This is a genomic window from Pseudarthrobacter sp. MEB009, assembly GCF_030208875.1.
Lineage (GTDB): Bacteria > Actinomycetota > Actinomycetes > Actinomycetales > Micrococcaceae > Arthrobacter.
The window spans coordinates 140,345-164,971 of record NZ_JARVTC010000005.1 but is presented as its reverse complement, the minus strand read 5'-3'; the positions used below and the strand labels follow the sequence as shown (position 1 = coordinate 164,971).

Sequence of the window (24,627 nt, the reverse complement as noted above, 5' to 3'; positions counted from 1 at the left end):
GTGTCAGGCCTGCGCCTGGATGGCCGTGATGGCCACGGTGTTGACGATGTCCTCCACGGTGCAGCCGCGGGAGAGGTCGTTGACCGGTTTGCGCAGGCCCTGCAGGACGGGCCCCACGGCCACGGCGCCGGAGCTTTGCTGCACGGCCTTGTACGTGTTGTTGCCGGTGTTCAGGTCCGGGAAAATGAACACCGTTGCCTGCCCGGCCACTGTGGAGCCGGGCATTTTGGACGCGGCAATCGAGGCGTCCACGGCGGCGTCGTACTGGATGGGACCCTCGACAGCGAGGTCCGGGCGGCGCTGGCGCACCAGGTCGGTGGCCTGCCGCACCTCGTCCACGGCCTCTCCCGAGCCGGAGCCGCCGGTGGAGTAGGACAGCATGGCCACACGCGGCTCCACCCCGAACTGCACGGCGGTCTCCGCGGACGCCAGGGCGATGTCCGCCAGCTGCTCCACATTGGGATCGGGGTTCACGGCGCAGTCGCCATAAACCAGGACCCGGTCCGGCATCAGCATCAGGAACACCGAGGACACGATCTTCACGCCGTCCCGCGTTTTGACGAATTCCAGGGCGGGTCGGATGGTGTGGGCCGTGGTGTGTGCGGCCCCGGACACCATGCCGTCCACCACTCCCAGCTGGACCATCATGGTGCCGAAATAGCTGACATCCTGCATGATTTCCAGGGCTTTGGGCAAGTCCACGCCCTTGTGTGCCCGCAGCTCGGCGTACTTCTCCGCGAACTGCTGCCGGAGCGGGGATGTTGCCGGGTCCACCACGTTGATGCCGGAAAGGTCGATGCCGCTGCCTGCCGCCAGTTCGCGCACGTCGGTTTCCGGGCCCAGGACGGTCAGGTCGCAGACGTCGCGGCGGTGCAGGATCTCGGCAGCACGCAGGATCCTGACGTCCGTACCCTCGGGCAGGACCACGTGCCGCCGCTGGGTCCGGGCCCGTTCGATCAGGTCGTGCAGGAACCGCAGCGGGGTCATCCGCTCCGCCCGGGGCAGGTGCAGGCGTTCCACCAGCTCGGCTTCGTCAACGCGGCGGGACCACAGGCCCAACGCCGAGGCCACCTTGCGGCGGTGTCCGGACCAGATCTCGCTCCGGACCTCCGCCACCCGGCGGGCCGTGGTGTAGGTGTCCTGGCTGGAGGCAAAGACCGGGAACGGAGCCTGCGCCAGGAGCGGGTAGATGTTGGCGTCGGGAGCCAGCCCACCCGTGAGGATGAGGCCGGACGGCACCGGGAATTCAGGCGAGAAGGAGGACGCCAGGCAGGCCACCATCACGTCGGCCCGGTCGCCCGGCACAATCACCAGGGCGCCCTCGTCCAGCACGTTCAGGAAGTTGCCCACGTTCATGGCCGCCACCTTGATGTCCCGGACGTCCCGCTCCATGTCGGCGCGGCCGGCAATCTGCCGGACGCCCAGCGCCGCGGCCACCTCACCCGTGGTGGGGCGGGCAATTTCGTCCAGCTCGGGCAGCACGTACACGGGCCGGCCGGAGGCCCCGGGTTTCACGGCAGCGGCGATGTCCGCAAGGTCTTCCGGGTCGGCGCGGTTCACCATGATGGCCAGCAGCGAGCACTTTTCCGCCAGGAGCTCCTTCCTGGCAACCTCGACGGCGGCCGCAGCCTCCGCCACGGTCCGTCCCTTGGCGCCCACCACCGCCACCACGGGTGCGGCCAGGTTGTTGGCCAGGCGGGCGTTGAGGTCGAACTCGACGGCGGCGTCCTGGCCGGTGAGGTCCGTTCCTTCCACGATCACCACGTCGCAGTGCCGGGAAATTTCGGCGAAGATCTCGACGCAGCGGGCATCGATGTCAGCACGCCGGCCATCCGCCAGCAGGCCGCGGACCTCCTCGAACGTGAGCCCGCCGCGGCAGCGCTCATCCTCAAGGGCGAACCGGGACTTCATCAGGGCCACCATGGGATCGTCCGCCGCCACCTTGCCGTGGACCACGGGCTTGAAGAAACCGATCCTGTCCGCATGCCGGTGCAGGGTGTCCGCCAGGCCCAGGGCCACCAGGGATTTGCCCGAGCCGGGGGTGGTTGCGCTGACGTAAATGCCTTTGGCCATGGTCCGCCCTTTGCTGTTTGCTGGTGCCGGTCCATCCATCCTTGCACTTGTTGGCGGGCTTGGGCCGTCCCGCCCGCGTGGTGCCGGACACGCCCCCTGCGCGTGGCCCCCTCCCAGCCCCTCCTCACCCAACTGACTCGCAGTTGTTGTCGTTTTGCGCCCTCAAAACGACAACAACTGCGAGTCAGTTGGGGAGGGGCGCCCTTGACACCGGACCCCCCGATGGGATTACCTAATGAACATTCGGTAAATAAAGCTGGAGGCAATGACGCATGGCTGAAACAACACTGTCCGGGCTCCCCCATCCCATCCTGGCGAACGACCACGCCTCCGCCTGGATGGGCATCGAGGTCCTCGCCGTGGGCGACGGCCACGCCACCATCCGGATGACCCTCCGGCAGGAAATGCTCAACGGCTTCGGGATGGCCCACGGCGGAATGATCTTCGCCTTCGCCGACTCCGCCTTCGCCCTGGCCTGCAACCCGGCCAACCCGGCGCCCGGTGCGGAAAACACCATCACCGTGGCGTCCGGCGTCGACATCAACTTCCTCAAGCCCGCTTACCAGGGCCAGGTCATCACCGCGGCAGCCAGCCTCCGCTCCAGCGCGGGCCGCAGCGGCATCTACGACATCCAGGTGTTCGCCGCGGACGCAGCCGCAGACACCATCCCCGGCGCCCCCGGCGAACTCATTGCCGAGTTCCGCGGCCGCAGCCGCACCATCCCCAGGAAGTAGGAACGCCATGACCTTGCACGCCCCCGAAACACCCGTTTCCCCAACAGGCACAGGCGCCGACCTGGACCGCGAGGAAACCATCTCCCGCGACGAACTGGAAGCCCTGCAGCTCAGCCGCCTGCAGCACACCGTCGCCTACGCCTACGACCGCGTGCCGCTCTACAGGCGCAAGTTCGACGACGCCGGCATCCACCCCGCCGACCTCCGCGAACTCAGCGACTTGGGCAACTTCCCGTTCACCACCAAGGATGACCTCCGCGCCGAATACCCGTTCGGAATGTTCGCGGTGCCACAGCGCGATGTAGCCCGCATCCACGCGAGCTCGGGCACCACGGGCCGGCCCACCGTCGTCGGCTACACCAAACAGGACCTGGCCGACTGGGCCAAACTGGTGGCCCGCAGCTTCCGTGCCGCCGGCATCCGCCCCGGCATGAAGGTGCACAACGCCTACGGCTACGGGCTGTTCACCGGCGGCCTGGGCGCACACGCCGGCGCGGAAGCACTCGGCTGCACCGTGATCCCCATGTCCGGCGGCCAAACCGAACGCCAGATCCAGCTCATCCAGGACTTCCAGCCGGATGCGATCCTGGCCACCCCCACGTACCTGCTGACCATCGCCGACGCCATGGCGCACATGGGCATCGACCCCACCTCGACGTCGCTGAAGTTCGCGGTGCTGGGCGCCGAGCCCTGGACCCAGGAAATGCGGCACGAGCTCGAGGTCACCATGGACATCAAGGCCTGCGACATTTACGGCCTGTCCGAGGTGATGGGCCCGGGGGTCGCCGGCGAGGCCGTGGAGACGCAGGACGGCAGCCACATTTGGGAGGACCACTTCCGGCCGGAGATCATCGACCCCTTCAACCCGCTGGCCGGCAAGGAAAACGTACTGGGCGACGGCGAGCACGGCGAACTCGTCTTCACCTCGCTCACCAAGGAAGCCCTGCCCATCATCCGCTACCGCACCAAGGACCTCACCCGCCTCCTGCCCGGCACCGCGCGCCCGGCGCACCGCCGCATGGGCCGCATCACGGGCCGCAGCGACGACATGATCATCCTGCGCGGCGTGAACCTCTTCCCGTCGCAGATCGAGGAAATCGCCCTCCGCATCCCGGAGCTCAGCCCGCACTTCCAGCTCGAGCTTACCCGCCCTGAAGGCCAGCGAATGGACCAGTTGACGGTCCGGATCGAGCGCCGTGAGACGGTCACGCAGGAGCAGGGCACGACGGCGGCCCGCACCTTGCGGGAGCAGATCAAGATCCACGTGGGTTCTTCATGCGCGGTGGACATCGTGGAGCCGGGTGCGCTTGAGCGGTCCAACGGCAAACTGCGGCGGATCTACGACCTGCGGCCCAAGGTCTAGCTGGCCGGAGCGACCCGCCCGGGCCGGCAGCCCTACCGGCCCGGACCAACCGACCGTTCATGAGAAACTAGCGTCTATGTCCAGCACCACTGAAGCATCCAGCACGGCCGGCCCGCCCGCGGGCACCAAACGCGGCCGGCCCGGCTACGACCAGCAATCGGTGCTGCGCATCGCCGTCAACGTCTTCAACAGGCACGGCTACGACGCCACGTCCATGGGCATCCTGGCTGAGAACCTGGGCATCTCCAAGTCCGCGATCTACCACCATGTGCCGTCCAAGGGCGACCTCCTCAAGCTGGCCCTGGACCACGCACTGGGCGGCCTGGAAGCCATCCTGGAACAGCCGGAGGCCGCGTCCGGGGCCGCCGATGCCCGGCTGGAGTTTGTCCTCCGCCAGACTGTTTCGGTGCTGGTGAACCGGTTGCCGTTCGTTACGCTGCTGCTGCGGCTCCGCGGCAACACCGAAATCGAACGGGACGCCCTGGAACGGCGGCGAACGTTCGACCACAAGGTGGCCGGCCTGATTTCCGCTGCGCGCGACGAGGGCTCGCTCCGTGACGACATCGATCCGCGCACCGTCAGCCGCCTGGTCTTCGGCATGATCAACTCGATCGTGGAATGGTACAAACCCGGCGGCTCCCTCTCCCCCGAGCGGCTGGCGGACAATATCATCACCATGGCCTTTGACGGCCTGCACGCCCAGCCCTGACCTTTCGGTTCGTCCAGCCCCCTTGCGCGGGCCACGCGATGCTAAGCGTGCTTGGTAATCCCCTGTGCCCGGACTACGGTGGAATGACGAACCCGAACGGAAGGTACAAAAATGAGCCACCCCAAGGAAGAAGCAGCTGCCGGATTCATCGTCCCGGACCCGTCGAAACTCCGTGAGGACATCGCCGGCGATTCAGGCGACGAGGCCAACGCCATCCGCTTCAGCGAAGAGCAGGCCCTGATCGAGGAACAGGCCCACGGCATCCGCCCGGACACCTACAGCGTGCCTGCGGACGAGCCCTCCATCGACGAGGCCCGCGGAAACCTCGACCTGTCGGACCAGACGGCCACGGCCGCCGAAGAGGACAGCAGCGACGACGGCACCCACGACGGCGCCGAGTCCTGATTCTCTAAAGGCCCCGCCAAACCCCCAAAACCCCCGTTGCGCTATCACTTTTGCTCCCCAAACCCTGGGTTTGGGGAGCAAAAGTGATAGCGCAACGGGGGTGCGGGGCTACTTCGCCACGAGGGTCAGGACGTCGTAGGTGGCCACGGTTTCGTCGTCCTGGTTGGTGAGGACGGCATCCCAGGCCACCTCACCGTACTCGTCCGTCTCGCGCGGGGTGATTTTCTTGGCTGTGAGCGTCACGCGGATGGAGTCGCCGGCGGCGACCGGCGTGATGAACCGGAGGTTTTCCAGGCCGTAGTTGGCCAGGACGGGGCCCGGGGCCGGCTCAACAAAGAGTCCGGCGCCCCATGCCAGGAGCAGGTAGCCGTGCGCCACGATGCCCGGGAAAAACGGGTTCGCTTCGGCCGCTTCCTGGTTGGTGTGCGCGTAGAACGTATCCCCCGTGGAATTGGCGAAGGCCGTGATGTCCTCGAGGGTGACCTGGCGCAGGTCGGAGCGGACGGCGTCCCCGATCCGCAGCGACGCCAGATCCTTCCGGAAGGGGTGCGTGCCTTCGGTGTCCACGGTGAAGTTGCGGTCCGCGCCGGCATGCCAGACGCCGGTGACAGCGGTGAGCATGTTCGGTGAGCCCTGGATGGCAGTGCGTTGCATGTGGTGCATGACCGAGCGGATGCCGCCCAGTTCTTCACCGCCGCCGGCCCGGCCGGGACCGCCGTGGACCAGATGTGGCACCGGTGAGCCATGTCCGGTGGAGGACCTGGCGTCTTCGCGGTTGAGCATCAGGACGCGGCCGTGGTGGGCGGCGATGCCGGTGACCAGTTCCCGTGCCACAGCCGGATCGTTGGTGCACACAGTCGCCACAAGGGAGCCGCCACCGCGGGCGGCGAGGCGGACGGCGTCGGGCAGGTCCTTGTACCCGATCACTGACGCCACCGGGCCAAAGGCCTCCAGCGAATGGATGGCTTCGGTTTCAGCGTCGTGCCAGCTCAGGACCACGGGCGACATAAACGCGCCGGCCTCCACCACGCCCGTGGTGCCGTCCGTGGAGATGACCGACGGCGAATCGAGCGTTCCGTACGCCAGTTCACCGCCGGCGTCGAGCATTGACTGCACAGCGGCGCGGACATCCGCGAGCTGCTCCACGGAGGCGAGGGCGCCCATGGTGACGCCCTCCGCGCGTGGGTCACCAAGGACCACGCGCTCCTCCACACGCTTTCCGATCGCCGCAATAACTGGCTGCACCAGGTCCGCCGGGACGATGGTCCGGCGGATGGACGTGCATTTCTGGCCGGCCTTGACGGTCATCTCGGTGACCACGGACTTGATGAACGCGTCGAACTCGGGGGTGCCCGGAACGGCGTCGGGGCCCAGGATGGCGGCATTGAGGGAGTCGGTCTCGGAGGTGAACCGGACCCCGCCTTCCACCACATTGGGGTGCGATTTCAGGGACAGCGCCGTGGAGGCGGAACCGGTGAACGCCACGAGGTCGCGGTAGTCCAAAACGTCCAGGAGGCCCCGGACCGAGCCGGAAATCAGCTGGAGGGAACCCTTGGGCAGGATGTTGGATTCGATGATGGCCTTCACCACGGAAGCGGCAACATAGCCTGTGGGGGTGGCGGGCTTGACGATGGTGGGGACCCCGGCCAGGAAGGCGGGGGCCAGCTTCTCCAGCATGCCCCAGACCGGAAAGTTGAAGGCGTTGATCTGCACGGCGACGCCGGGGATGCGGGTATAGATGTGCTCGCCGACGAATGAGCCGTCCTTGGACAGCACCTCCATGGGCCCGTCCACCACCACCTGCGAGTTGGGCAGTTCGCGCCGGCCCTTGGAGCCGAAGGTGAACAGGACGCCGATTCCGCCGTCGATGTCGATCATGGAGTCGATTTTGGTGGCGCCGCTCTGGGCGGAGAAGCCGTAGAAGTGCTCGCGGCGGGCGTTCAGGTACTGCGCCAGTTCCTTGAGCTTGAGTGCGCGCTGGTGGAAGGTGAGCCTGCCCAGTTCGGCCTGGCCGGTGGTGCGGCCGTAATCCACGACGGCGGCCAGGTCCAGGCCCGCCGTGCTGACGTTGGCCAGGATTTCCCCGGTGCTGGCGTCGCGGACGGGGACTGCGGCGCCGTCGGCGTCCGGGCCGGGGGTCCACCAGGAGTCCTTGACGAAGCTGGGGACTGTTTCCACGGTGTTGGCGGGAGCCTGTGGGGCTGTGGCTGTGGTGGTCATCGTTGACGGGTCCTTCCGGCAAGGGGGGCAAACTTGGCGGCGATCATTACTGACCGTCCGTTCGGTAATATAGGTAGACTACATGAATGTGCGGCGGCGCACATCAGCAGGCAACGGCCGGCTGCAGCCATCAGAAGGAGAGTTCATGGGCGACGCATCCACCACCGGGACTGAGGCAGCGGCCGGTCCGGAGCTGTGGAAGATCACGCTGGGTGAACTGGACGAGAAGATGGGGGTCAGGATTGTCGAGGAATCCGTGCAGCGCGTTGTGGCCACCATGCCCGTTGCGGGGAACCGGCAGTCGTTCGGCCTGCTGCACGGCGGGGCGTCACTGGCCGTAGGCGAGGCAGTGGGCTCCTGGGCGGCGGTCATCCACGCGAGCACCCTGGGCAAGACCGCCGTGGGTGTGGACGTGTCGGCCACGCATCACCGCTCGGCCCGGGAAGGCGTAATCACCATCACCGCCACGCCCATCCACCTGGGCGGCACCCTCACCACCCACGAAGTGCTCATCACCAACGATGCCGGCCAGCGGCTCTGCACCCTCCGCATCACCAACCTGCTGCTGGACCGCAGGTAACGGCGCTTTACCGCGTTGCCGGCTTCCTTCCGCGCCGGACCAGGATCAGCAGGAAGGCGCCGGCCAGACCGGTGCCCAGCCCGATCCACACCATTCCGGCGACGGCGGCGCCCGTGTTGGCAAGCGCAGCACCTGTGGGCACTGCCGTGCTGCCGTTGCCACCAACGCCCGTGATGGCCAGGTCAGCGGGGGTGTCCGACGGCGGCTGGACGACGGCGGCCGGGCCCCCCGCGGCGCCGCTGGGGTCAGCGGTGGCTGGGGCCGCTGTGGCTGGGTCAGCAACGGCCGGCGCCACCACGATGGGCAGCGGGTCCGGCTTGGCTTCGACGGGAGCCGCCGGTTTCACGGGAACAGGCGCCGGTTTGACGGGCGCAGCAGGTTGGGCCGGGACAGCCGGCACGGCAGGGACAGCCGGGACAGCAGGCGGAGCCGCGAAACTGAAGCTGGCCGGGCCGGACGTGCTGAACCCGTTGACGGTCTCGGCGGTGAACCGCAGCTTCCCGGTGAACCCTGCGGGGACCTCGAAGCTCCAGTTCCCGCCGGCGTCGACCGGAACATCAACAGGGGCTTCCCCGCGGACACTGACGCGGACCTTCGATCCGGCTGCCACGGCTGATGCCGGTGCCGCCGGGACGGTGCCGGTGACGGGCTGGCCAGCAGTGTAGTTTTTGCCGGCCGCGGGCGCGGTGACGGCGGGCTTGTTGAGGAATACCTCAAGGCCGTAACCGGGCAGCACCTTAAGGTTGTCGGCAAGGGTGGACGCAACGGCGAAATTCCGGACCACGTTGCCCGCGGCATCCGGGGCGTCGCCGGCGGAATGGGTGCCCACCGCGTAGTTGCCGCTGAGGTAGGGCCCGCCGGAGTCGCCGCCACTGGATTCGATGCCGTAGGACAGGAAGCCGTGGAATGCCCGCAGGTCGCCGGGATCAGCCCAGGAGCCGGGGCCCGGCACCACAAAGATGCCCACCTCATCCACGCTGCCGCAGGACCACGCCGACGTCCGGCCGGAGCGGCACACGGGCATGCCCACCACCGGGTTGGCCTGGCCGATGATCTTCACGTCCGGGCCCGGCGCGGAAGCATCAGCCCAGGTGCTGGCTGCAGGCACGGGGTCCATGCCTTTCTGGAGGTGGGCCACCACCGAGACGTCTGCGCCCACGTTGCCCGGGTTCTCGGCGTCGTCTGGGTTTTCGATGATCCTGGAGTTGCCGGCGCCACCGAACTGGCTGAAACCGAAGGTCCCCAGCAGCGCAGCGGCCGGGCCGCGGGGCTCGAGGGTTGCGGTCCGGGCGGCGCCGTCAGTGGAACAATGGCCGGCGGTGAGGACCGCCGGCAGGCCGTCCGGGCTAAACACGGAGAACCCGGTGGAGCAGGTCACGCCCTGGTCCGAAAAGAACCCGGTACCGCCCAGCACGTCCGCTTCCGCGGCCAGGGGCGGCCCGGCGTCGAGTTTAACGTTGGTGAACCGGGAGACGAACCGTGCCGGCGACAGCTTGCCGCGTTCAGTGCCGGCAGTAACACCCGGAGCGCCGGGTTGTCCCTCGGCAGCGGCATCAGCGGCCTCGGGCTGATTGATGCCGCCGGTCCTGATGACAAATCCGGCGCCGGACGCCACCACTGCCTGCAGTCCTGCGGGTCCCACCTGGCTGACGTAGTCCTGGAACAGCTGCTCCGTGCTGGCCGCAGTTTGGCTGCCCGCAGCCGCGTCAGCCGCCGCCTCGGCGGCGGCCCCGTCACCGACGGAGGGCTCGGTGGCCTGGGCGGCGGCCTCAAGGGCGGCACGTTCGCCGGAATCCACTGCCAGGTCCACCGGAGTGTCCAGTGCCAATCCAGCCACTGCCGCGGCCAGTCCGGGCCCGTCCCCGGATACGACGATGCGCCCGTCCACAACCTGCAGGGCGGTGAAGCCCGGCACGTTCCGAAGGGCAGCCTCGATGTCTGCAGCGGCGGATCCCAGCTGGCCGGCGGCGGAAAACTCCGCCGGCGTCAGGCCAAGGTCCCGCTGGACCGCCGTGGTGAGGTCGCCTTCCGCCGGTCCGGCGGGGGCTGGTGCAGAAGATGAGTCTTCCGCAGAGGGGGCAGCCGGTGTGCCCCACGCGGGTGCTGCAAGCCACGCCGACGACGCCACCAGCGCTGCCGCCGCGGCCAGCGGCAGGAACTGCCTGTTGATAACTGATTTCATTTCGCCACTCCCGCTCCGGCCAGGGACTGGACCGCTGTAAGTTCATCGGGCGTTAAACCGTGCCGCAGGAGAAACGCCCGGGTGTCGAGCTTACGGACAAACTGCACCACCAGCGCGCCGCGGGCGGCCAGGAGCGGCGCCAGCTCTGCTTCGTCGAGGTAGCGTTCGCGGTCATGGGGCGGTCCGTGGGTCCGGTAGCGCTCGTTGATGCCGCGCGCCGCCTGCCGGTATCCCTGCGCAATCTCCGCGTCTGTGTCGCCGGCGAGGTCCTGGACCATTGCGGCGACCATGCCGCTGCGGTCCCGGCCGGCCGCGCAGTGGAGCACCACCGCACCCCTGTCCGCGGCTGCCGCGAGCGCCCGGAAGACATCCACCAGCTTGTCCGGGAACAGCCGGGCGTTGTCCGCGTAATAGGCGGGGTTGTTCAGGTAAGGGCCGCAGACTGCCGCAAAGTCGGGGTCGCCGGGCACTTCGGTGGGCGCCGCGACCACAGTGATGCCGTGCAGGTCGGCGGGCACAACGGAAGGGTCCGTGTCCCGGCGGCGCACCTCCGCGGCGTTACGGAGGTCCACCACGGTGCGGATGCCGTCGTCGTGCGCCTGCTGCCAGCCTGCCGCGGTGAGCCATTCCCGGCGCCCCATGCGGAACACTCCGCCCGTTACGTGCCACGCATTAACGGCGCCATCCCAGACGACGGACCTGCCCGAATTCCTCATTCCGAAAGCTAATCACAGCCCGGGAGGCACTTCGTGCACACCAGCCGGTGACCTGCGGCGCAATCAGGCGTACGGTGTCACTTGCGAGCCCACCGCCCGCCACGTAGGAAAGCTGTTGTTCAAAGGAGAACATCATGGCAAATTTGGCTTTACGACGGCGGCGGGGGGCCTTTGCGGCCGTCCTTGCCACCATGGCAATGGCACTCGGTTTCACGGCAATCCCTGCGCAGGCAGCGCCGCCTCCGCAGGCGGACTATGTTGCGCTGGGCGACTCATACACGGCAGGCACAGGCGCCGGCTTAGCCTTACGCCCCGCGGGGGTGGCTTGCTGGCAGAGCAATCCGGGCTACGTGGACGTGGTGGGAAAAACGGGCCGGGTAAACCTCGTGGCCAACGGTGCCTGCCATGGAGCGGTCCTGTCACAGGCCAGCCCCTTCTATGACCGCGTCATTGTAACTCCCACAGTGCAGGAGCAACTCGCGTCCCTGGCCTTCATGGGGGCGATCTCCGCGGATACTGAACTGGTCAGCATCACCGCCGGAGCCAACGATGTGGGCTTCTCCTACGCCCTTGGAGTCTGCGCCACCCAGCCCGCGGCTGTCTGCGCCGGCACCTTGGACTACCTCACGTCGCCCACTAACCTCGGTTTGCTCCAGGCCGGCCTTGCCCAGACTTACGCTGCCATCCATGCGGCAGCACCAAACGCGAGGATTGCAGTCCTGGGCTATCCGTTCCTTTTTGATCCGGCCAGCCCCTTTGCTCCTATTCCAGCAGAAAACCAGCAGCTGATGAATGGGGCGACCATCCGGCTGAATACAACGATCGAAGCAGCCGTGAACACCGCCAACACTGCCTTCCACGCCAACGCACAGTACGTCGATATGACGGCACGGTTCGCAGGACACCAGGTCAACTCCGCGGACCCATGGCTGCAACTGAATCTTGCCCTGCCCACTGCGGACTACAACTTCCACCCGAACCAGGCCGGGCATCGTGCCTACGCCTCAGCGATCATGGGGGCAGTCAAGCCGGCACAGCTCGCACGGAGGTAGCCGCGCCCTACCCGCGCCGGGCCAGCCGGTACTCAAGCCCGGCGCGGACCATGGGCCACTCGTGCTCCAGGATGGAGAACACCACGGTGTCGCGGAGTATCCCGTCCGAGGTCCGCGAGTGGTTCCGGAGCACGCCGTCCTGCTTGGCGCCCAACCGTGCAATCGCTTCGCGTGACTGGTGGTTCAGCCAGTGCGTGCGGAACTCCACGGCCGGGCAGCCGAGCGCCTCGAACGCGTGTTCCAGCAGGAGCAGCTTGGACTCCGGGTTGGTGCCGGTGCCCTGCGAGGACGCCGCGTTCCAGGTGGAGCCAATCTCCACCCGCGGTGTTGCGGCGTCGATGTTCATGTAGGTGGTCATCCCGATGACCTGGCCCGGACCGCCGGTGGCCGGGTCCGCCAGCCTCGTGGTGAACGGCAGCATGCTGCCCTGCTCCTGGAGGTCCAGCCGGCGCCGGATTTCGGCTGCCATGCCCTCCGGGGTGGGCACCGAGGTGTACCAGAGACGCCACAGTTCGCCGTCCGCGGCTGCGTCCACCAGGCCGTCATGGTGTTCCGGCGCCAGCGGTTCCAGGATCACGCGGCGGCCGGTCAAGGTTACGGGGTTCATAAAAGTCACTGCATCAGCCTAGGCCCACACTCCGCTGCCCGTTAGTGTGGGGACAGCAGGACCGCGAGCGAGGGAGTTGACGTGTCAGGTACCAATCCGGACCCCGAGGACGACAAGATCACAGGCCTGGAACCCGGCGGCGGCGTTCCACCGGGCGAAACACCGCCGGGCGAAGGCTCGGTGGCCGGAACGTCGGAACCGCGCCAGAAAGGCTCCGGCAAGGGCCAGCAGATTTTCTGGGTGGGTGCCATCGGTGCCGGCGTGGTGCTGTTCCTGCTCTACTTCATCGGCTACATCGTGGGCTTCTTCGACTAGCCGGAACGCGTTACTGGGCGGGCCAGTCGAAGAACCCGCGGCCGGTCTTGCGGCCCAGTTCGCCGCGGGCCACCTTGTCCCGCAGGATCTGCGGCGGGGCGAAGCGCTCCCCCAGGGTGGAGTGCAGGTATTCGGCAATGCCCAACCGCACGTCAAGGCCCACAATGTCCGTGGTCCGCAGCGGTCCGGTGGGGTGCTTGTAGCCCAGGACCATTGCCGCATCGATGTCTTCGGCAGAGGCGACCCCCTCTTCCACCATCCGCATTGCCTCCAGGGCAATGGCCACCCCCAGGCGGGAGGACGCGAACCCCGGCGCGTCGTTGACCACAACAGCAGTCTTCCCCAGCGCTGCCACCCAGTTCCGCGCTGCGGCGGCAAGCCCGGCGGAGGTCCTTTCGCCCAGGACCACCTCGATGAGGGTGGAGGCCGGGACGGGGTTGAAGAAGTGCAGGCCCAAAAAGTCCTCGGGCCGCTTCAGTTCGTTGGCCAGCCCGGTCACGGACAGCGAGGACGTGTTCGAGGCGATGCACGCACCGGCGGTCAACTGCTCCTCGATCCCCCGGAGCGCCGCGACCTTCAGTTCCCAGTCCTCCGGAACTGCCTCCACCACCAGCTCCCGGCCCGCGAACGCGCCGTAGCCGGTGACCACCTCCAGGCGCGCCGCGAGGTCATCCACGGAGGCCGTCACTGCGCCGCGTTCAACACTCTTGGCCGCGGCGGACAGGACCCTGTCGCGGGCGGCGGCGGCAGCCTCGGCGTCGCGCTCCACCACCACCACGTCCGCACCCTTGACCAGGAACGCGTGGGCGATGCCGGCGCCCATGCGGCCGCCGCCCAGGACACCGATGGACCCCGGCAGGCCGGGGGAAAGCTGGGGGTTGGTCATGAGTCCTTCTTTCCGCCGGGCTGGGTACCCCGGGCAGCTTTGGTGTCCAGGAAGGCCTGCATCCTGTCGAACTTCGCCTGCGATTCGAAGAGGATGCCCTGGGCCAGCTGGTCGATGAGGGGGTGGGCTTCAGCCGGGGCGTGGAACACCTGCTTGGTGATCCGCACGGCCAGCGGGTCCTGCCGTCCGATCCGGTCCGCCAGGCTGTGGGCGGCGGCCATCAGGTCCGCCGTGTCATGGATCCCGGAAATGAGATTGACGGCCAGGGCCTCCTCGGCGCCGAGGACCCGTCCGGCCAGCAGGATCTGCTTGGCCACCGGCTCCCCCACCAGCTCCTTGAGGCGCCAGCCGGCCCCCGCAGCGGCGAGGATTCCCAGCCCGGTTTCCGGGTTGCCGATCTGCACTGACGGCGTGCCGATCCGGAAGTCGGCGGCGTAGGCCAGCTCCGCGCCGCCGCCCAGGCAGTAGCCGTCCAGCGCGGCGATGACCGGCATGGGCAGCTTGGCAATCCTGATGAAGATTGTGGAGTTGATGCCCTGCAGCGCATCGTCCCGCCGCCGTTCCCGCAACTGCCTGATGTCGGCGCCGGATGCAAAAACACCGTCAGTACCGGCGATGACGAGGATCCGCGGGGTCTGTTCCAGTGCCGTACACACCACGTGCAGCTCGTCGACCATCTGCTGGTCTATGGCGTTACGGACCTCCGGCCGGTTGAGCAGCACCACCACCCGGTCGGCGCGTTCCTCCACCAGCAGGGCGGAGAAGGTTTCGGCGGCCAGGTCCACGGCGCCCGGCATCAGACTTTCTCCAACAGCAGGGCGGTGCCCTGGCCCACACCGATGCACATGGTGGCCAGGCCCAGCGCCGCATCTTCGCGCTCCATCCGGCCCAGCAGGGTGATGGCGATCCTGGAGCCGCTGGAACCAAGCGGGTGGCCCAGGGCGATGGCGCCGCCGTCGCGGTTCACAATGTCCGGGTCAAGGCCCAGGCGGCGGATGCTGGCCAGGGATTGGGTGGCAAAGGCTTCGTTAAGTTCGACGGCGGCAACCTCACCGATGGTGCGCCCGCTCCGCGCCAGGACCTTGCGGGTGGCGGGCACCGGGCCGATGCCCATGATTTCCGGTTCGCAGCCGGCCGACGCGCCGTCAACGATGCGGGCACGCGGGACCAGGCCCAGCTTTTTGATGGCTTCTTCCGAGGCCACAATGATGGCGGATGCGCCGTCGTTCAGGGTGGAGGAGTTTCCAGCGGTGACCACGCTCCCGCCGCGGACCACAGGCCGCAGCCCGGCCAGGACGTCCATGGTGGTACCGGCCCGGGGGCCTTCATCGGTATCCACCACGGTCGCCGATTTCCTGGTAGCCACCGTCACGGGCACGATTTCGTCCTTGAAGCGGCCGGCGGCAATGGCGTCCAGCGCCAGCGCGTGCGAGCGGACGGCAAAGGCGTCCGCGTCTTCGCGGGTGATGCCGTCCACGCGGGCCACTTCCTCGCCGGTCTCCGGCATGGAAAACGTCATTTTGCCATCCCTGGACAGCGGTCCCTTTTGGAACTCCGGGTTCACAAACCGCCACCCGATGGAGGTATCGAAAATCTGGCCGGGTTTGGCGAACGCGGCGGCCGGCTTCTCCTGGACCCACGGCGCCCGGCTCATGGATTCCACCCCGCCGGCGATCACGATGTCCGCGGCGCCGGCCTTAATCATGTGGCTGGCCTGGATGATGGCGCTCAGCCCCGAGGCGCAGAGCCTGTTGACGGTGATACCGGGAATATGGAGGGGCAGCCCGGCCAGGACGGTGGCCATCCGGGCCACGTTCCGGTTTTCCTCACCGGCGCCGTTGGCGTTGCCCAGGATGACCTCGTCGATGCTGTCCGGATCGAGCCCGGCCCGGGCCACCGCCTCGCGGACCACCAGGGCCGCCAGGTCGTCGGGGCGGACGGCTGACAGCGCGCCGCCGTACCGGCCCACCGGGGTTCGTACCCCGCCAACAAGGAAAGCCTGCGGACCTGCGGTTGCAGCCATGGAAACACCCTTCACGCGATCAACAGCACTGTCATCGGCGCCCGGCAACGCGGAAAACCACTTACCGACCGTTCGTTCTGTAAATAGTACACGGGGCACCCGTCGTTGCGAAGCGCCCCAGCCGGGGCGTTACAGGACCGTCAACCCCAGGTGCGCCGCCAGCAACGGCGCCAGGAGGCTTAACTGGTACTCGTCCACCACCACACCTGCCAGGCTGCCGAGCCCGCTGATGGACCGGAATTCGGTCCCGCGGAGGTCAACGTCCTTGAGCTTTGCGCCGCTGACGTCAAGGGTGCCGATGGTGCAGTTTTTCAGTGCCACCCGCGTTCCGGTGGCCGACCCAAGGTCCAGTTCGTTGATGATGCAGTCGCTGATCAGGACGTCGGTGAGTTTGGCGCCGCGCAGGTTGAGGAAGTCCAGCTTGCCGCCATCGATATGGACCGACTGCCAGCCGCTTTCGTAGAGTTCCGCGGACCCCAGCCGGGGGTTCCGGACCTCGACGTCCCGCCAGGCGCTCCGGGCGGCCCGGAACACGGGGGCGTACAGCTCGCCGATGATGCAGTCACGGAAGGTGGCGCCGCGGAGCTGGGTGTCGTTGAAGGAGATGCCCTGGAACTCGCATTCGGAAAAATCAGCACCGCCCAGGTTCAGACCGTCCGCTGCTGCCCGGTGGAACCGGACACCGTCATACCGTTCGCCGCTGTGGAATCCCGCCGACTCCAGGTCCATCAGGTCCACGCCCGCCAGGAGTGCCCGGGAGAGCTGCGGCGCGGCGACCTTGGGGGCACGTGCCCGGGTGGCCGCCACTAAAACGACTCCGCTTTGGCCGCAATGTCCGCGAGATCCTTGGCGAGGGCCTTGCGGGTGATGGCCAGCCCGACCTTGCCGAACACGGCCAACATCACGCGCATGGCCGCCGAAGGGTTGTCCACGTGGGTGCCGAAGGTGACAGTGAGGTCAGTGCCGCCCTCGCGTGGTGCCAGGCTGAACCGGGTGCTGTAGTCGGCACCGCCCTGCTCCGCTTTGACGGTGGTGCTGCGGGTCGGCTCCACTTGGGCCACCCACATCTCAACGGTCTCGGACCGGCCCATCATTTTCCGGGTCTCCTTCCAGCGTGTTCCCTCGCCGTAAGGACCGTCCGTGAGCGGCTGGACAGCTTCGACGCCGGACAGTGTGGTGGCCGAGCCGGGAATGTCCGTGATCACGGCCCAGACCTGGTCAGGTGTTGCCTGGATGTGCCGGGTGACGTTTGTGCTTTGGTCCATGCTTCGAGCCTAGCCGTGGCCGCCGACAACTTACAGGCAGGGAAAGTCCGGTCCAGCTTGATTTAGTAAGCAAGCTTCGTGTTATGGTGAAAATGCAGTATTTGATCAACGCAACGAAAGGTGGCAACCAGCATGGGCCTCGGAGACAAGATCAGCAACGCAGCGGAAGACATGGGCGGAAAAGCCAAGGAAGCTGCAGGAAACGCAACCGACAATGACAAGCTCAAAGCCGAAGGCCAGGCTGACCAGGTCAAGGCCGACGCAAAGAAGGTCGGCGAAAGCGTCAAGGACGAATTCAAGCGCAACTAGGTTCAGGCTGAGGCAGCCGGGCACCGCCTTCGGGTAGCCAGCTGCATTGCTGGAACGCAGCGCATGGACGGCGGCGGATCCCAAGGGATCCGCCGCCGTTCTGCTGTGCGGACGCAGCAGCCAGGGATTCCAGTCGGCGAGTCCATTCCGCACAGCCAGCCCTGCGGCCTGTTGCCGGCAGCCGCCGCTAGCCTTGCCCCATGACCTTCATCGACCTTAGCGCCGAAAGCGCAGTTGCCGGCGGTTCCACCAACCTGCGCGGCTATCTGGCCACGCCCCCGGGGCCGGGCCCGTTCCCCGCCGTGGTGATGATCCACGAGGCATTCGGCCTGGACGCGAACTCAATGGGCCACGCGGACCGGCTGGCCCGGGCGGGTTACCTGACCCTCGCCGTCGACCTTTTCAGCGACGGCCGCAGGCGCTGCCTGGTGGCAACGATGCAAAGCCTGGTCAGCGGCCACGGTACGGCGTTTACGGACATTTCCGTGGCGCGCGCCTGGCTGGCCGGCGCCTCGGACAGCACCGGCAGGACGGGCGTGATCGGCTTCTGCATGGGCGGCGGCTTTGCCCTCCTGGCGGCCCACGACGGGTTTGACGCCGCGGCGGTCAACTACGGGAAGCTCCCCGGGCATCCAGAGGAGGCCCTCCGTGACGCCTGCCCCATCGTGGCCAATTTCGGCGCCCGGGACAAAACCCTCAAGGGTGCCGCCGCCCGGCTGGAAACCGTCCTTGATGATCTGGGGATCGAAAACGACGTCAAGGAGTTTCCCCACGCCGGCCATGCGTTCCTCAACGAATCCGAGGCCGGGCCCGCCGTCCTGCGGCCGCTGATGCGGGTGCTGGGGATCGGGCCGGATCCGGAGTCTGCACCGGAAGCCTGGCAGCGGATTGAGGACCACTTCGCCCGCCACCTCAAAACGACGGCGCCCTGACGGACTCTCCCGTTAAACGCCGGACGGCGGGGCACCCTAGGGGCGTCCCGCCGTCGTACGTTTCCAACCAGCCTGGCGGCTGCCGAAGAATTCCTAGCTGTAGAGCTCGTTCTTCGGTGCGTTGTTCCTGACCTTCTGCCAGCCGAGCCACAGCACCAGGGCGAAGAACGGGATGGTCGCCAGGGTCCAGAGGCCCAGGTAGAAGACCTCACCGCCCTTGTTGGTCATGGTGTCGAAGCCGATCAGGACCACAATCACCAGCAGTGCCACCAGCCCGGCCCAGCTGGTCCACGGCGAACCGGGCATGGGCAGGCTGGAGGTGACGCCCTTGCGGTGGCGCAGCGCGATCTGGCTGGCGAAGATGGCGCCCCAGGTGAATATCACGCCGATCGAGGCGGTGTTCAGGGCGAGGTCGAAGGCGTAGGAGCCGCCCAGCCAGATGTTCAGCAGGATGCCCACCAGGTAGAACGCCGCGATGGCCAGGATGGCGGCGTACGGGACGTGGCGGGAGGACATTTTGGTGAGCCACTGCGGGGCGTGGCCGTTGTTGGCCATGGTGCGGAAGACCCGGCCGATCGAGTACAGGCCGGAGTTGCAGGAGGACAGGGCCGCGGTGATGACGATCATGTTCATCACATCGCCCACCCAGCCCAGGCCCATCTGGCCGAACACGGTGACGAACGGTGAGGTCCCGGCCACGTACTGGTCGGAGGGAAGCAGCATGGCCAGCAGGGTTACAGAACCGACGTAGAACACCACGATGCGGAGCACAACGGCGCGGATGGCCTTGGGCACTTCGCGCTTTGGGTTCTGCATCTCGCCTGCGGTGATGCCGACCAGTTCGATGCCGTTGTAGGCGAAGATCACGGCGTTCAGGACAAGCACCATCACCAGGGCGCCCTTCGGGAACATGCCGCCTTCAGCAGCGAAGAGGTTGTTCACCGAGGCGTTGCCGTCACCCACCTTGGCGTTGGTGACCACCATGAAGGTGCCCACTGCCAGGAAGATCAGGATGGCGCCCACCTTGAGGCAGGAGGCCCAGAATTCGAACTCGCCGAACGCCTTGACGCTGAGCAGGTTCACGGCCACCAGGAGCAGGAGCGCGGCAATGGCGCTGACCTCCACAGGGACGTTGGGGAAGAAGAACTGGAAGTACAGGCCGATTGCGATCAGTTCCGCGATGCCCGTCATGCCCCAGTTGATGAAGTACATCCAGCCGGACACATAGGCGCCCTTGCGGCCGAACATTTCGCCGGCGTAGCTGACGAACGAGCCTGAGGTCTGCCGGTACATGATGAGTTCGCCGAGGGCCCGCATCAGCAGGTAGGCGATGACGCCGGCAATGGCGTAGGAGAAGATCAGGGCGGGGCCGGTGGAGGCGAGGCGGCCGCCGGCTCCCATAAAGAGGCCGACGCCGATCGCGCCGCCCATGGCGATCATGGTGACGTGGCGGCGGCCCAGCGTTTTGCTGTATCCCTCGGCGCTGAGGGACGGGTCAGACGTGGCCGCGGCCGGGGTGTTCTTAAGATCTGAGGGGGTACTTTGAGGCACAACGATTCCTTGTAGGTTGGGGGTTGGCCGCATCCGGGGGCGAATGATCCAGATCACATAATTCGGTGTTTAGCCCCTGGGGCAACCGATTACATCCATGATCCTTCGCACAGCCGAAGCTTCGCGCGGCTCGTCCATCGTACAAGACGCGAAGGGTGCCACGTGACGCGCACAACACTTCCGGTGTCTGCAGTACCGGATCCGCCCCCGCCCCCGTACCCCGACCTCCCCCCGTTGCCCTATCACTTATGGTCGCCAAAAGGACCAGGTGGGAGCCATAAGTGATAGGGCAACGGGAGGGGAGACTAGGCTGAAACCATGGCCACCGCCCACCGGATTTCCCCTGCCCTGCAGCCGCAGCTGTACCGCTTCTCCCGCTTGGATTATGCCGCCGTGATTCTCTACATCGGCTTCGCGGGGATCTTCGCCCTGGCCGGGGAGTTCCTGGCCCCGCTGGTGGCGCAGCTGTCGCCGTCACCCGCAGCGGCCTCCTACGCTTTGAACCTGCTGTTCTACGCCTCGGTGGGCATCCTGGCGTTCCTGGCGGCGCGGAAGGTGGTGGGCCGGGACCTCCGCGTGCTGGCCACGCGGCCCTGGTTCACGGTGCTGATGGTGCCTGCGGGCGTGATCGTGATGATGATCCTGACGGCTGTGCTGGTGGCGCTGGGCGGTGAGGTCCAGACGTCCGTCAACCAGGCCGGGCTGCAGCGGCTGATGCAGCAGGTGCCCGCGTGGCTGATGGTGCCGCTGCTGGTGGTGGCCGGCCCGTTTGTGGAGGAGTTCATCTTCCGGCACCTGCTGATCGGCAAGCTGAGCCGGCGGCTGAACATCTGGCTCTGCTGCGCCCTGTCCGTGGTGCTGTTCGCCGCGCTGCACATCGCCGGCCGGGAAGCCATCACCCTCACCGCCCTGCTCCCCTACCTGGCCATGGGCGCAACCCTGGTGTTCGTCTATGTGTGGACCGGGAAGAACCTGATGTTTTCCTACTTCGTCCACGCGGCGAAGAACCTGCTGGCAGTGGTGTTCCTGTACGCCATCCCGCCCGAACTCTTTGAGCAGATGCAGCAGCTGCAGGCCTAGGCGCCCGCTGCCCGGAACGTGAAGCGGCGGGTGCCGATGGTGCGCCCGGTGATAAACACCTTCACCCCTGCTGCGGCGTTGGTGCCCGCGAGGTACCGGTAGCTTTCGCCGGGGTTGTATGCCGCCGGGGAATCGGGATCGGCGGCAAGGCCAGGGCCGAACTCGATGACGTCCGTCCCCACCCGGTACCGGCCCGTCTCCGCCACCAGCTGGTAGGTGTCCGGTTCATCCAGCGGCACCACGCCCTCCAGCTCGCCGCCGGGTGCGAAGGTCAGTTCCAGGGCGTAGGCGGTGTCCGTGCCGTCAAAGGCCACGTCAACAACCGTCGCGGCGCCGGCCACGCTGACATCCACGCTGGTGGACAGCCGGTGCACAACCGTGGGGCGGCTGCTGAAGTCCATGGCGGCGCTGAACCGGCCCTCATGTTCAAGCGCGTAGATGCCGTCCGCCCGGCGTTTCGCGGCAGGCAGGGGCAGGTAGAAGTTCGCGGCCAGCTCCTCTGACAGGGCGACGGAGCTGCCCGTGCGGCGGGTGTGCTGGCTGCGGAACGGGCCCAGGTCGAAGAAGCTGCGGGAAAGGCGCACGCCGGAGAGGACCGCCGCGCCCACCGCGAAGCGCAGGAACGTGGGGTTGGTGGCCAGCCCGGATACCACCCCGGGTTCCTGGTGGTCGCAGCCGCCGAACACCGTGGTCACGGCGCCGGCCTCCCGGAACCGGAATACACCGCAGCTTTCCAGCGCAGCCTCCGCCGGGACCAGCGGCGGCGGCATAACGGCGGCCGACGCCGGCACAGCCTCCAGCGCCTGGCCCACCAAAGGATCCAGCCGGGTCAGCGCCAGCAGCTTGGCCGGTTCGTGCAGCGGGAAGCCCTCCAGCCAGGCCGCGGCCGCCGCGAACTCCGGGTTCCCGTCCTGGGCAGCGAGCCGGCGGTAGAAGGGCAGGAACGGGGCCGCTTCGAAGGCCTGCCACTGGTCCTGCCGGCGGGAGTGCACCGATTCCACCGTGCCGTCCGGGTTGAACCAGGGCAGGAACGCGGTGAGGTTGGCCCGGACGTGGTCCAGCAGTTCCGGCCGGTCCGAGCTGTCCGCGATGGCCAGCAGGGAAGGGTTGGTGACCGCCGTTGCGTACAGCGGGCTGCGCTCCGAGTACATGCCGTCCGGCAGCTGGTCGATCCCTTCGGCCAGCCACTCCGCAATCCGGGGGTCGATGTCCGGCCGCGGTTGCAGCTGGTTCATCTGTGCCAGCGCGGCGCAGAGCTCCCACCGGTGGTTGGGGGTGTGCACGCCGCCGGCCACCATGGCGTCCGTGGCCCGGGCGATGATGCCCCCCAGCCGCTCCGCCACCCCCACCAGCAACGGATCGGCGGCTGCCGCCGCGCCGCCCCGGATCAGGCCCAGGGCCAGGCACACGTCGTTCAGGGTGAACGCGGAGTCCGGCGGCGAGCACAGGTTGGTGCCGTCAAACAGGCCCGTGGGGCCCTGCAGCTGTTCCAGCCGGGCCAGGCAGGCGTCCATGTCCGCACCCAGCCAATCCTGGCCGTGATAGGCGGAACCGGGCTCCGTGTAGACGGCCAGCAACGCCAGCAGCCGGGACATGGCGGGCCGGTGCGCCAAAACCTGCGCGCCGCCGTCGTCCGTGTCCAGCATTGCCGCCACAAAACCGTCCGCCGCCTTTGCCACCCGGGTAAGGAAACCGGCGTCGGCAACAACTGTCTGCAAAATGCTTACCTTTCAGAGGTCCCGCCGGGGCGGAACGGGGTCAGTCCTTGAGGCCGGCGCTGACGTCGGCGTTGAGCACGTACTTCTGGAACACAAAAAACACCAGCACCAGCGGCAGGAGGGAGATCACGGACGCGCCCAGCAGGACCGGCCAGTCGATGTTCTCGGCGCCCACAATGCTGCGCAGCGCCACCTGGAGCGTGTACCACTTGGGATCGTTGAGCACGATCAGCGGCCAGATGTAGTCGTTCCAGCGCCACTGGAAGGAAAAGATGGCCAGGGTGAACAGGATGGGCCTGGACAGCGGGAGCATGATCCGGAAGAAGATGGCCAGCTCGCTGGCGCCGTCGATCCGTGCCGAGTGCAGCAGGTCATCGGGAACCGTCAGGAAGAACTGCCGGAACATAAACACGCCGGTGGCGGTGATGACGGAGGGGACGATGATGCCGGCCAGCGAGTTGTACAGGCCCAGGTCCCGGATCACCGTGAAGGTGGGGTTCAGGATCACCTCGGTGGGCAGCATGGTGGTGGCCAGGATGCACACAAAAAACAGCCGGGTGCCCTTGTTGTTGTACTTGGCCAGCGCGTAACCGGTGCAGGCGCTGAAGAAGACGGTCAGGACGGTGGTGACGATCGCCACCGTGGCCGTGTTCAGGAAGTACTGGGCGAAGTCCACCCGCTCCCACGCGTCCACAAAGCCCTGGAACGTCCATTCCCGCGGGATCAGCGACAGCGGGTAGCTGAACAGTTCACTGCCGGGCTTGAAGGAGCTCAGCAGGAACCAGAGCAGCGGAATTGCGTAGAGGGCGGCGATGACCCACATCAGCACGGTCAGCGGCAGGGAGGTCCGGCCTACGGCTTCGCTGTTTTTCCGTTTGCGGTTACGGGGCCGGGCAGCGGCCCGTTGGGCGCCGAGGGCTGGTTCTTCCGCCACGGCGGGCGGGAGGTTGGCAGCTGTTGCCATGGGTCAGGCCTTCTTCCGGTTGAACCGCAGCTGGATGAGCGCGATCGCCAGCAGGACCACCATCAGCACCATCGACGCGGCGCTGGCGTAGCCCACCTTCGACTGCTCGAAGCCGGTTTTGTAGATGTACTGCACGATCAGGGTGTTTTCCGTGCCCGGGCCGCCGTTGGTCAGCGCCTGGATCATGGCGAACTCCTTCATGGAGCCGATCGTGGAGAGCAGGATGACCATGAACGACGTCGGCGCGATGCCCGGGAACGTGACGTTCCGGAAGCGCTGCCACGCGTTGGCCCCATCCAGTTCGGCGGCCTCCAGCAGGGCCTCCGGGATGTTTTTCAGGGCCGCGATGAACAGCAGCATGTTGAAGGCGGTACCGCCCCAGGCCGAGGCGAAGATCACCACCATCAGGGCCAGGTTCCCATTGCTGGACCACGGCACCGCGCTGCCGCCGGCGCTGGTGATCAGGAAGTTCACAAACCCGAAGTCCTGGCCGAACAGCCACTTCCAGATGACGCCCACCACGATGGGAGAGATCAGCCAGGGCAGGAAGATGATGATCTTGGCGGCGGTGCGCCCCCGGACGGCCTTGCTGACCAGCAGCGAGGCCACCCCGAGGGAACACACAAACACCAGCGGCACCGAGAGCACGGTGTAAACGAACGTCCGGCCCAGCGCAGCGTAGAAGGTACTGTCCGCGAAGAGCTTCTGGAAGTTGGCCAGGCCGATGAAGTTCAGCTTGCCAACGCCCCGGTAGTCCGTGAAGGAATACAGCAAACCCAGGGCTCCGGGCCAGACGAAGAACACCAGGAACAGGACCACGTTGACGCCCAGGAGGATCAGCGGTGCCAGGACGTAGCGGTTCCGGCGGTTCTGCTGGGACTTGCTCCGGACTGCCGGGGCAGGAGCCTGCTCCGGGGCCGGGGTGATGGTTGGCTGTGCCATG

At 67.2% G+C, this 24,627-nt stretch carries 24 protein-coding genes; 10 read left to right on the top strand and 14 right to left on the bottom strand.

What is annotated here, in order from left to right:
• Positions 1 to 3: 3 nt before the first annotated feature.
• Positions 4 to 2,073 (bottom strand): phosphate acetyltransferase, encoded by a 2,070-nt coding sequence (gene pta / locus QRN07_RS04485; protein WP_056596586.1) that lies wholly within the window; start codon positions 2,071 to 2,073, stop codon positions 4 to 6.
• 272 nt (positions 2,074 to 2,345) lie between these two features.
• Between pta and QRN07_RS04480 the strand changes: the two genes are divergently transcribed.
• From QRN07_RS04480 to QRN07_RS04465, 4 genes are all read left to right on the top strand, one after another.
• Positions 2,346 to 2,807, top strand: coding sequence for a hotdog fold thioesterase (locus QRN07_RS04480; protein WP_285240427.1), 462 nt, complete (start codon positions 2,346 to 2,348; stop codon positions 2,805 to 2,807).
• A gap of 7 nt (positions 2,808 to 2,814) precedes the next feature.
• Positions 2,815 to 4,170, top strand: a complete 1,356-nt coding sequence (gene paaK / locus QRN07_RS04475) for a phenylacetate--CoA ligase PaaK (RefSeq protein ID WP_285240426.1) — start codon at positions 2,815 to 2,817, stop codon at positions 4,168 to 4,170.
• A 76-nt stretch (positions 4,171 to 4,246) separates the two neighbouring features.
• Positions 4,247 to 4,879, top strand: a complete 633-nt coding sequence (locus QRN07_RS04470) for a TetR/AcrR family transcriptional regulator (protein ID WP_285240425.1) — start codon at positions 4,247 to 4,249, stop codon at positions 4,877 to 4,879.
• A 111-nt stretch (positions 4,880 to 4,990) separates the two neighbouring features.
• Positions 4,991 to 5,284: a hypothetical protein gene (locus tag QRN07_RS04465; RefSeq protein ID WP_050684461.1), complete on the top strand. Its 294-nt coding sequence runs from the start codon at positions 4,991 to 4,993 to the stop codon at positions 5,282 to 5,284.
• Between the two features lie 108 nt (positions 5,285 to 5,392).
• Here QRN07_RS04465 and paaZ read toward each other — a convergent pair whose 3' ends face one another.
• Entirely contained in the window at positions 5,393 to 7,504 is a 2,112-nt protein-coding gene (gene paaZ / locus QRN07_RS04460; protein ID WP_285240424.1) for a phenylacetic acid degradation bifunctional protein PaaZ, read from the bottom strand.
• A gap of 145 nt (positions 7,505 to 7,649) precedes the next feature.
• Here paaZ and QRN07_RS04455 point away from each other — a divergent pair, with 145 nt between their 5' ends.
• Positions 7,650 to 8,084, top strand: a complete 435-nt coding sequence (locus QRN07_RS04455) for a PaaI family thioesterase (protein ID WP_050684459.1) — start codon at positions 7,650 to 7,652, stop codon at positions 8,082 to 8,084.
• Between the two features lie 7 nt (positions 8,085 to 8,091).
• Here the strand turns inward: QRN07_RS04455 and QRN07_RS04450 are convergent, their stop codons facing one another.
• Positions 8,092 to 10,266, bottom strand: coding sequence for a S1 family peptidase (locus QRN07_RS04450; RefSeq protein WP_285240423.1), 2,175 nt, complete (start codon positions 10,264 to 10,266; stop codon positions 8,092 to 8,094).
• A complete protein-coding gene (locus QRN07_RS04445; protein ID WP_285240422.1) occupies positions 10,263 to 10,982 on the bottom strand; it encodes a tyrosine-protein phosphatase in 720 nt (239 codons plus the stop codon). Before QRN07_RS04445 ends, QRN07_RS04450 begins: the two co-directional genes overlap by 4 nt.
• Before the next feature lie 134 nt (positions 10,983 to 11,116).
• Between QRN07_RS04445 and QRN07_RS04440 the strand changes: the two genes are divergently transcribed.
• Complete coding sequence (locus QRN07_RS04440; protein WP_285240421.1) at positions 11,117 to 12,034, top strand: SGNH/GDSL hydrolase family protein; 918 nt, start codon at positions 11,117 to 11,119, stop codon at positions 12,032 to 12,034.
• Between the two features lie 7 nt (positions 12,035 to 12,041).
• Here QRN07_RS04440 and QRN07_RS04435 read toward each other — a convergent pair whose 3' ends face one another.
• Entirely contained in the window at positions 12,042 to 12,650 is a 609-nt protein-coding gene (locus QRN07_RS04435) for a GNAT family N-acetyltransferase (protein WP_050684455.1), read from the bottom strand.
• A gap of 72 nt (positions 12,651 to 12,722) precedes the next feature.
• On the opposite strand from QRN07_RS04435, the gene QRN07_RS04430 reads away from it, so the two are divergent.
• Positions 12,723 to 12,956 carry a DUF6480 family protein gene (locus QRN07_RS04430; RefSeq protein WP_050684454.1) on the top strand — a complete coding sequence of 78 codons (234 nt, stop codon included), beginning with the start codon at positions 12,723 to 12,725 and terminating at the stop codon, positions 12,954 to 12,956.
• A gap of 10 nt (positions 12,957 to 12,966) precedes the next feature.
• Here the strand turns inward: QRN07_RS04430 and QRN07_RS04425 are convergent, their stop codons facing one another.
• The 5 genes from QRN07_RS04425 to QRN07_RS04405 form a co-directional block, all read right to left on the bottom strand.
• Positions 12,967 to 13,842: a 3-hydroxyacyl-CoA dehydrogenase family protein gene (locus QRN07_RS04425; protein ID WP_050684453.1), complete on the bottom strand. Its 876-nt coding sequence runs from the start codon at positions 13,840 to 13,842 to the stop codon at positions 12,967 to 12,969.
• Positions 13,839 to 14,639, bottom strand: a complete 801-nt coding sequence (locus tag QRN07_RS04420) for an enoyl-CoA hydratase/isomerase family protein (protein ID WP_197273520.1) — start codon at positions 14,637 to 14,639, stop codon at positions 13,839 to 13,841. Before QRN07_RS04420 ends, QRN07_RS04425 begins: the two co-directional genes overlap by 4 nt.
• The gene (locus QRN07_RS04415) at positions 14,639 to 15,865 is read right to left on the bottom strand and encodes a thiolase family protein (RefSeq protein ID WP_285240420.1); all 1,227 of its coding nucleotides are present in this window, start codon (positions 15,863 to 15,865) and stop codon (positions 14,639 to 14,641) included. The genes QRN07_RS04420 and QRN07_RS04415 overlap by 1 nt, the downstream gene beginning before the upstream one ends.
• A gap of 129 nt (positions 15,866 to 15,994) precedes the next feature.
• On the bottom strand, positions 15,995 to 16,594 hold the full coding sequence (locus QRN07_RS04410; RefSeq protein WP_285240487.1) for a pentapeptide repeat-containing protein: 600 nt from the start codon (positions 16,592 to 16,594) through the stop codon (positions 15,995 to 15,997).
• Between the two features lie 77 nt (positions 16,595 to 16,671).
• Positions 16,672 to 17,130, bottom strand: a complete 459-nt coding sequence (locus QRN07_RS04405; protein WP_285240419.1) for an SRPBCC family protein — start codon at positions 17,128 to 17,130, stop codon at positions 16,672 to 16,674.
• 132 nt (positions 17,131 to 17,262) lie between these two features.
• Here QRN07_RS04405 and QRN07_RS04400 point away from each other — a divergent pair, with 132 nt between their 5' ends.
• Together QRN07_RS04400 and QRN07_RS04395 are read left to right on the top strand one after the other, a co-directional pair.
• The gene (locus QRN07_RS04400) at positions 17,263 to 17,439 is read left to right on the top strand and encodes a CsbD family protein (RefSeq protein WP_050684450.1); all 177 of its coding nucleotides are present in this window, start codon (positions 17,263 to 17,265) and stop codon (positions 17,437 to 17,439) included.
• Positions 17,440 to 17,639: 200 nt separating this feature from the next.
• Entirely contained in the window at positions 17,640 to 18,371 is a 732-nt protein-coding gene (locus QRN07_RS04395; protein WP_285240418.1) for a dienelactone hydrolase family protein, read from the top strand.
• A 93-nt stretch (positions 18,372 to 18,464) separates the two neighbouring features.
• On the opposite strand, the gene QRN07_RS04390 is transcribed toward QRN07_RS04395, so the two are convergent.
• The gene (locus tag QRN07_RS04390; RefSeq protein WP_050684448.1) at positions 18,465 to 19,922 is read right to left on the bottom strand and encodes an amino acid permease; all 1,458 of its coding nucleotides are present in this window, start codon (positions 19,920 to 19,922) and stop codon (positions 18,465 to 18,467) included.
• Between the two features lie 318 nt (positions 19,923 to 20,240).
• Between QRN07_RS04390 and QRN07_RS04385 the strand changes: the two genes are divergently transcribed.
• Positions 20,241 to 21,002 carry a CPBP family intramembrane glutamic endopeptidase gene (locus tag QRN07_RS04385; protein WP_050684447.1) on the top strand — a complete coding sequence of 254 codons (762 nt, stop codon included), beginning with the start codon at positions 20,241 to 20,243 and terminating at the stop codon, positions 21,000 to 21,002.
• On the opposite strand, the gene QRN07_RS04380 is transcribed toward QRN07_RS04385, so the two are convergent.
• The 3 genes from QRN07_RS04380 to QRN07_RS04370 are packed head-to-tail and all read right to left on the bottom strand — an operon-like array spanning position 20,999 to position 24,626.
• Positions 20,999 to 22,720, bottom strand: a complete 1,722-nt coding sequence (locus QRN07_RS04380; protein ID WP_285240417.1) for a hypothetical protein — start codon at positions 22,718 to 22,720, stop codon at positions 20,999 to 21,001. The genes QRN07_RS04385 and QRN07_RS04380 overlap by 4 nt on opposite strands.
• 40 nt (positions 22,721 to 22,760) lie before the next feature.
• Positions 22,761 to 23,684: a carbohydrate ABC transporter permease gene (locus QRN07_RS04375; protein ID WP_285240416.1), complete on the bottom strand. Its 924-nt coding sequence runs from the start codon at positions 23,682 to 23,684 to the stop codon at positions 22,761 to 22,763.
• 3 nt (positions 23,685 to 23,687) lie between these two features.
• The gene (locus QRN07_RS04370) at positions 23,688 to 24,626 is read right to left on the bottom strand and encodes a carbohydrate ABC transporter permease (protein ID WP_197273518.1); all 939 of its coding nucleotides are present in this window, start codon (positions 24,624 to 24,626) and stop codon (positions 23,688 to 23,690) included.
• Position 24,627 lies beyond the last annotated feature (1 nt).

What these genes read in the sequence shown, in the direction of transcription:
- QRN07_RS04425 (WP_050684453.1), bottom strand. Translation starts at nt 13,842, where the DNA reads ATGACCAACCCCCAGCTTTCCCCCGGCCTGCCGGGGTCCATCGGTGTC.
- QRN07_RS04375 (WP_285240416.1), bottom strand. Translation starts at nt 23,684, where the DNA reads ATGGCAACAGCTGCCAACCTCCCGCCCGCCGTGGCGGAAGAACCAGCC.
- paaZ (WP_285240424.1), bottom strand. Translation starts at nt 7,504, where the DNA reads ATGACCACCACAGCCACAGCCCCACAGGCTCCCGCCAACACCGTGGAA.
- QRN07_RS04400 (WP_050684450.1), top strand. Translation starts at nt 17,263, where the DNA reads ATGGGCCTCGGAGACAAGATCAGCAACGCAGCGGAAGACATGGGCGGA.
- QRN07_RS04370 (WP_197273518.1), bottom strand. Translation starts at nt 24,626, where the DNA reads ATGGCACAGCCAACCATCACCCCGGCCCCGGAGCAGGCTCCTGCCCCG.
- QRN07_RS04410 (WP_285240487.1), bottom strand. Translation starts at nt 16,594, where the DNA reads ATGGACCTGGAGTCGGCGGGATTCCACAGCGGCGAACGGTATGACGGT.
- QRN07_RS04465 (WP_050684461.1), top strand. Translation starts at nt 4,991, where the DNA reads ATGAGCCACCCCAAGGAAGAAGCAGCTGCCGGATTCATCGTCCCGGAC.
- QRN07_RS04385 (WP_050684447.1), top strand. Translation starts at nt 20,241, where the DNA reads ATGGCCACCGCCCACCGGATTTCCCCTGCCCTGCAGCCGCAGCTGTAC.
- QRN07_RS04415 (WP_285240420.1), bottom strand. Translation starts at nt 15,865, where the DNA reads ATGGCTGCAACCGCAGGTCCGCAGGCTTTCCTTGTTGGCGGGGTACGA.
- pta (WP_056596586.1), bottom strand. Translation starts at nt 2,073, where the DNA reads ATGGCCAAAGGCATTTACGTCAGCGCAACCACCCCCGGCTCGGGCAAA.
- QRN07_RS04480 (WP_285240427.1), top strand. Translation starts at nt 2,346, where the DNA reads ATGGCTGAAACAACACTGTCCGGGCTCCCCCATCCCATCCTGGCGAAC.
- paaK (WP_285240426.1), top strand. Translation starts at nt 2,815, where the DNA reads ATGACCTTGCACGCCCCCGAAACACCCGTTTCCCCAACAGGCACAGGC.
- QRN07_RS04445 (WP_285240422.1), bottom strand. Translation starts at nt 10,982, where the DNA reads ATGAGGAATTCGGGCAGGTCCGTCGTCTGGGATGGCGCCGTTAATGCG.
- QRN07_RS04405 (WP_285240419.1), bottom strand. Translation starts at nt 17,130, where the DNA reads ATGGACCAAAGCACAAACGTCACCCGGCACATCCAGGCAACACCTGAC.
- QRN07_RS04455 (WP_050684459.1), top strand. Translation starts at nt 7,650, where the DNA reads ATGGGCGACGCATCCACCACCGGGACTGAGGCAGCGGCCGGTCCGGAG.
- QRN07_RS04395 (WP_285240418.1), top strand. Translation starts at nt 17,640, where the DNA reads ATGACCTTCATCGACCTTAGCGCCGAAAGCGCAGTTGCCGGCGGTTCC.
- QRN07_RS04450 (WP_285240423.1), bottom strand. Translation starts at nt 10,266, where the DNA reads ATGAAATCAGTTATCAACAGGCAGTTCCTGCCGCTGGCCGCGGCGGCA.
- QRN07_RS04420 (WP_197273520.1), bottom strand. Translation starts at nt 14,639, where the DNA reads ATGCCGGGCGCCGTGGACCTGGCCGCCGAAACCTTCTCCGCCCTGCTG.
- QRN07_RS04470 (WP_285240425.1), top strand. Translation starts at nt 4,247, where the DNA reads ATGTCCAGCACCACTGAAGCATCCAGCACGGCCGGCCCGCCCGCGGGC.
- QRN07_RS04440 (WP_285240421.1), top strand. Translation starts at nt 11,117, where the DNA reads ATGGCAAATTTGGCTTTACGACGGCGGCGGGGGGCCTTTGCGGCCGTC.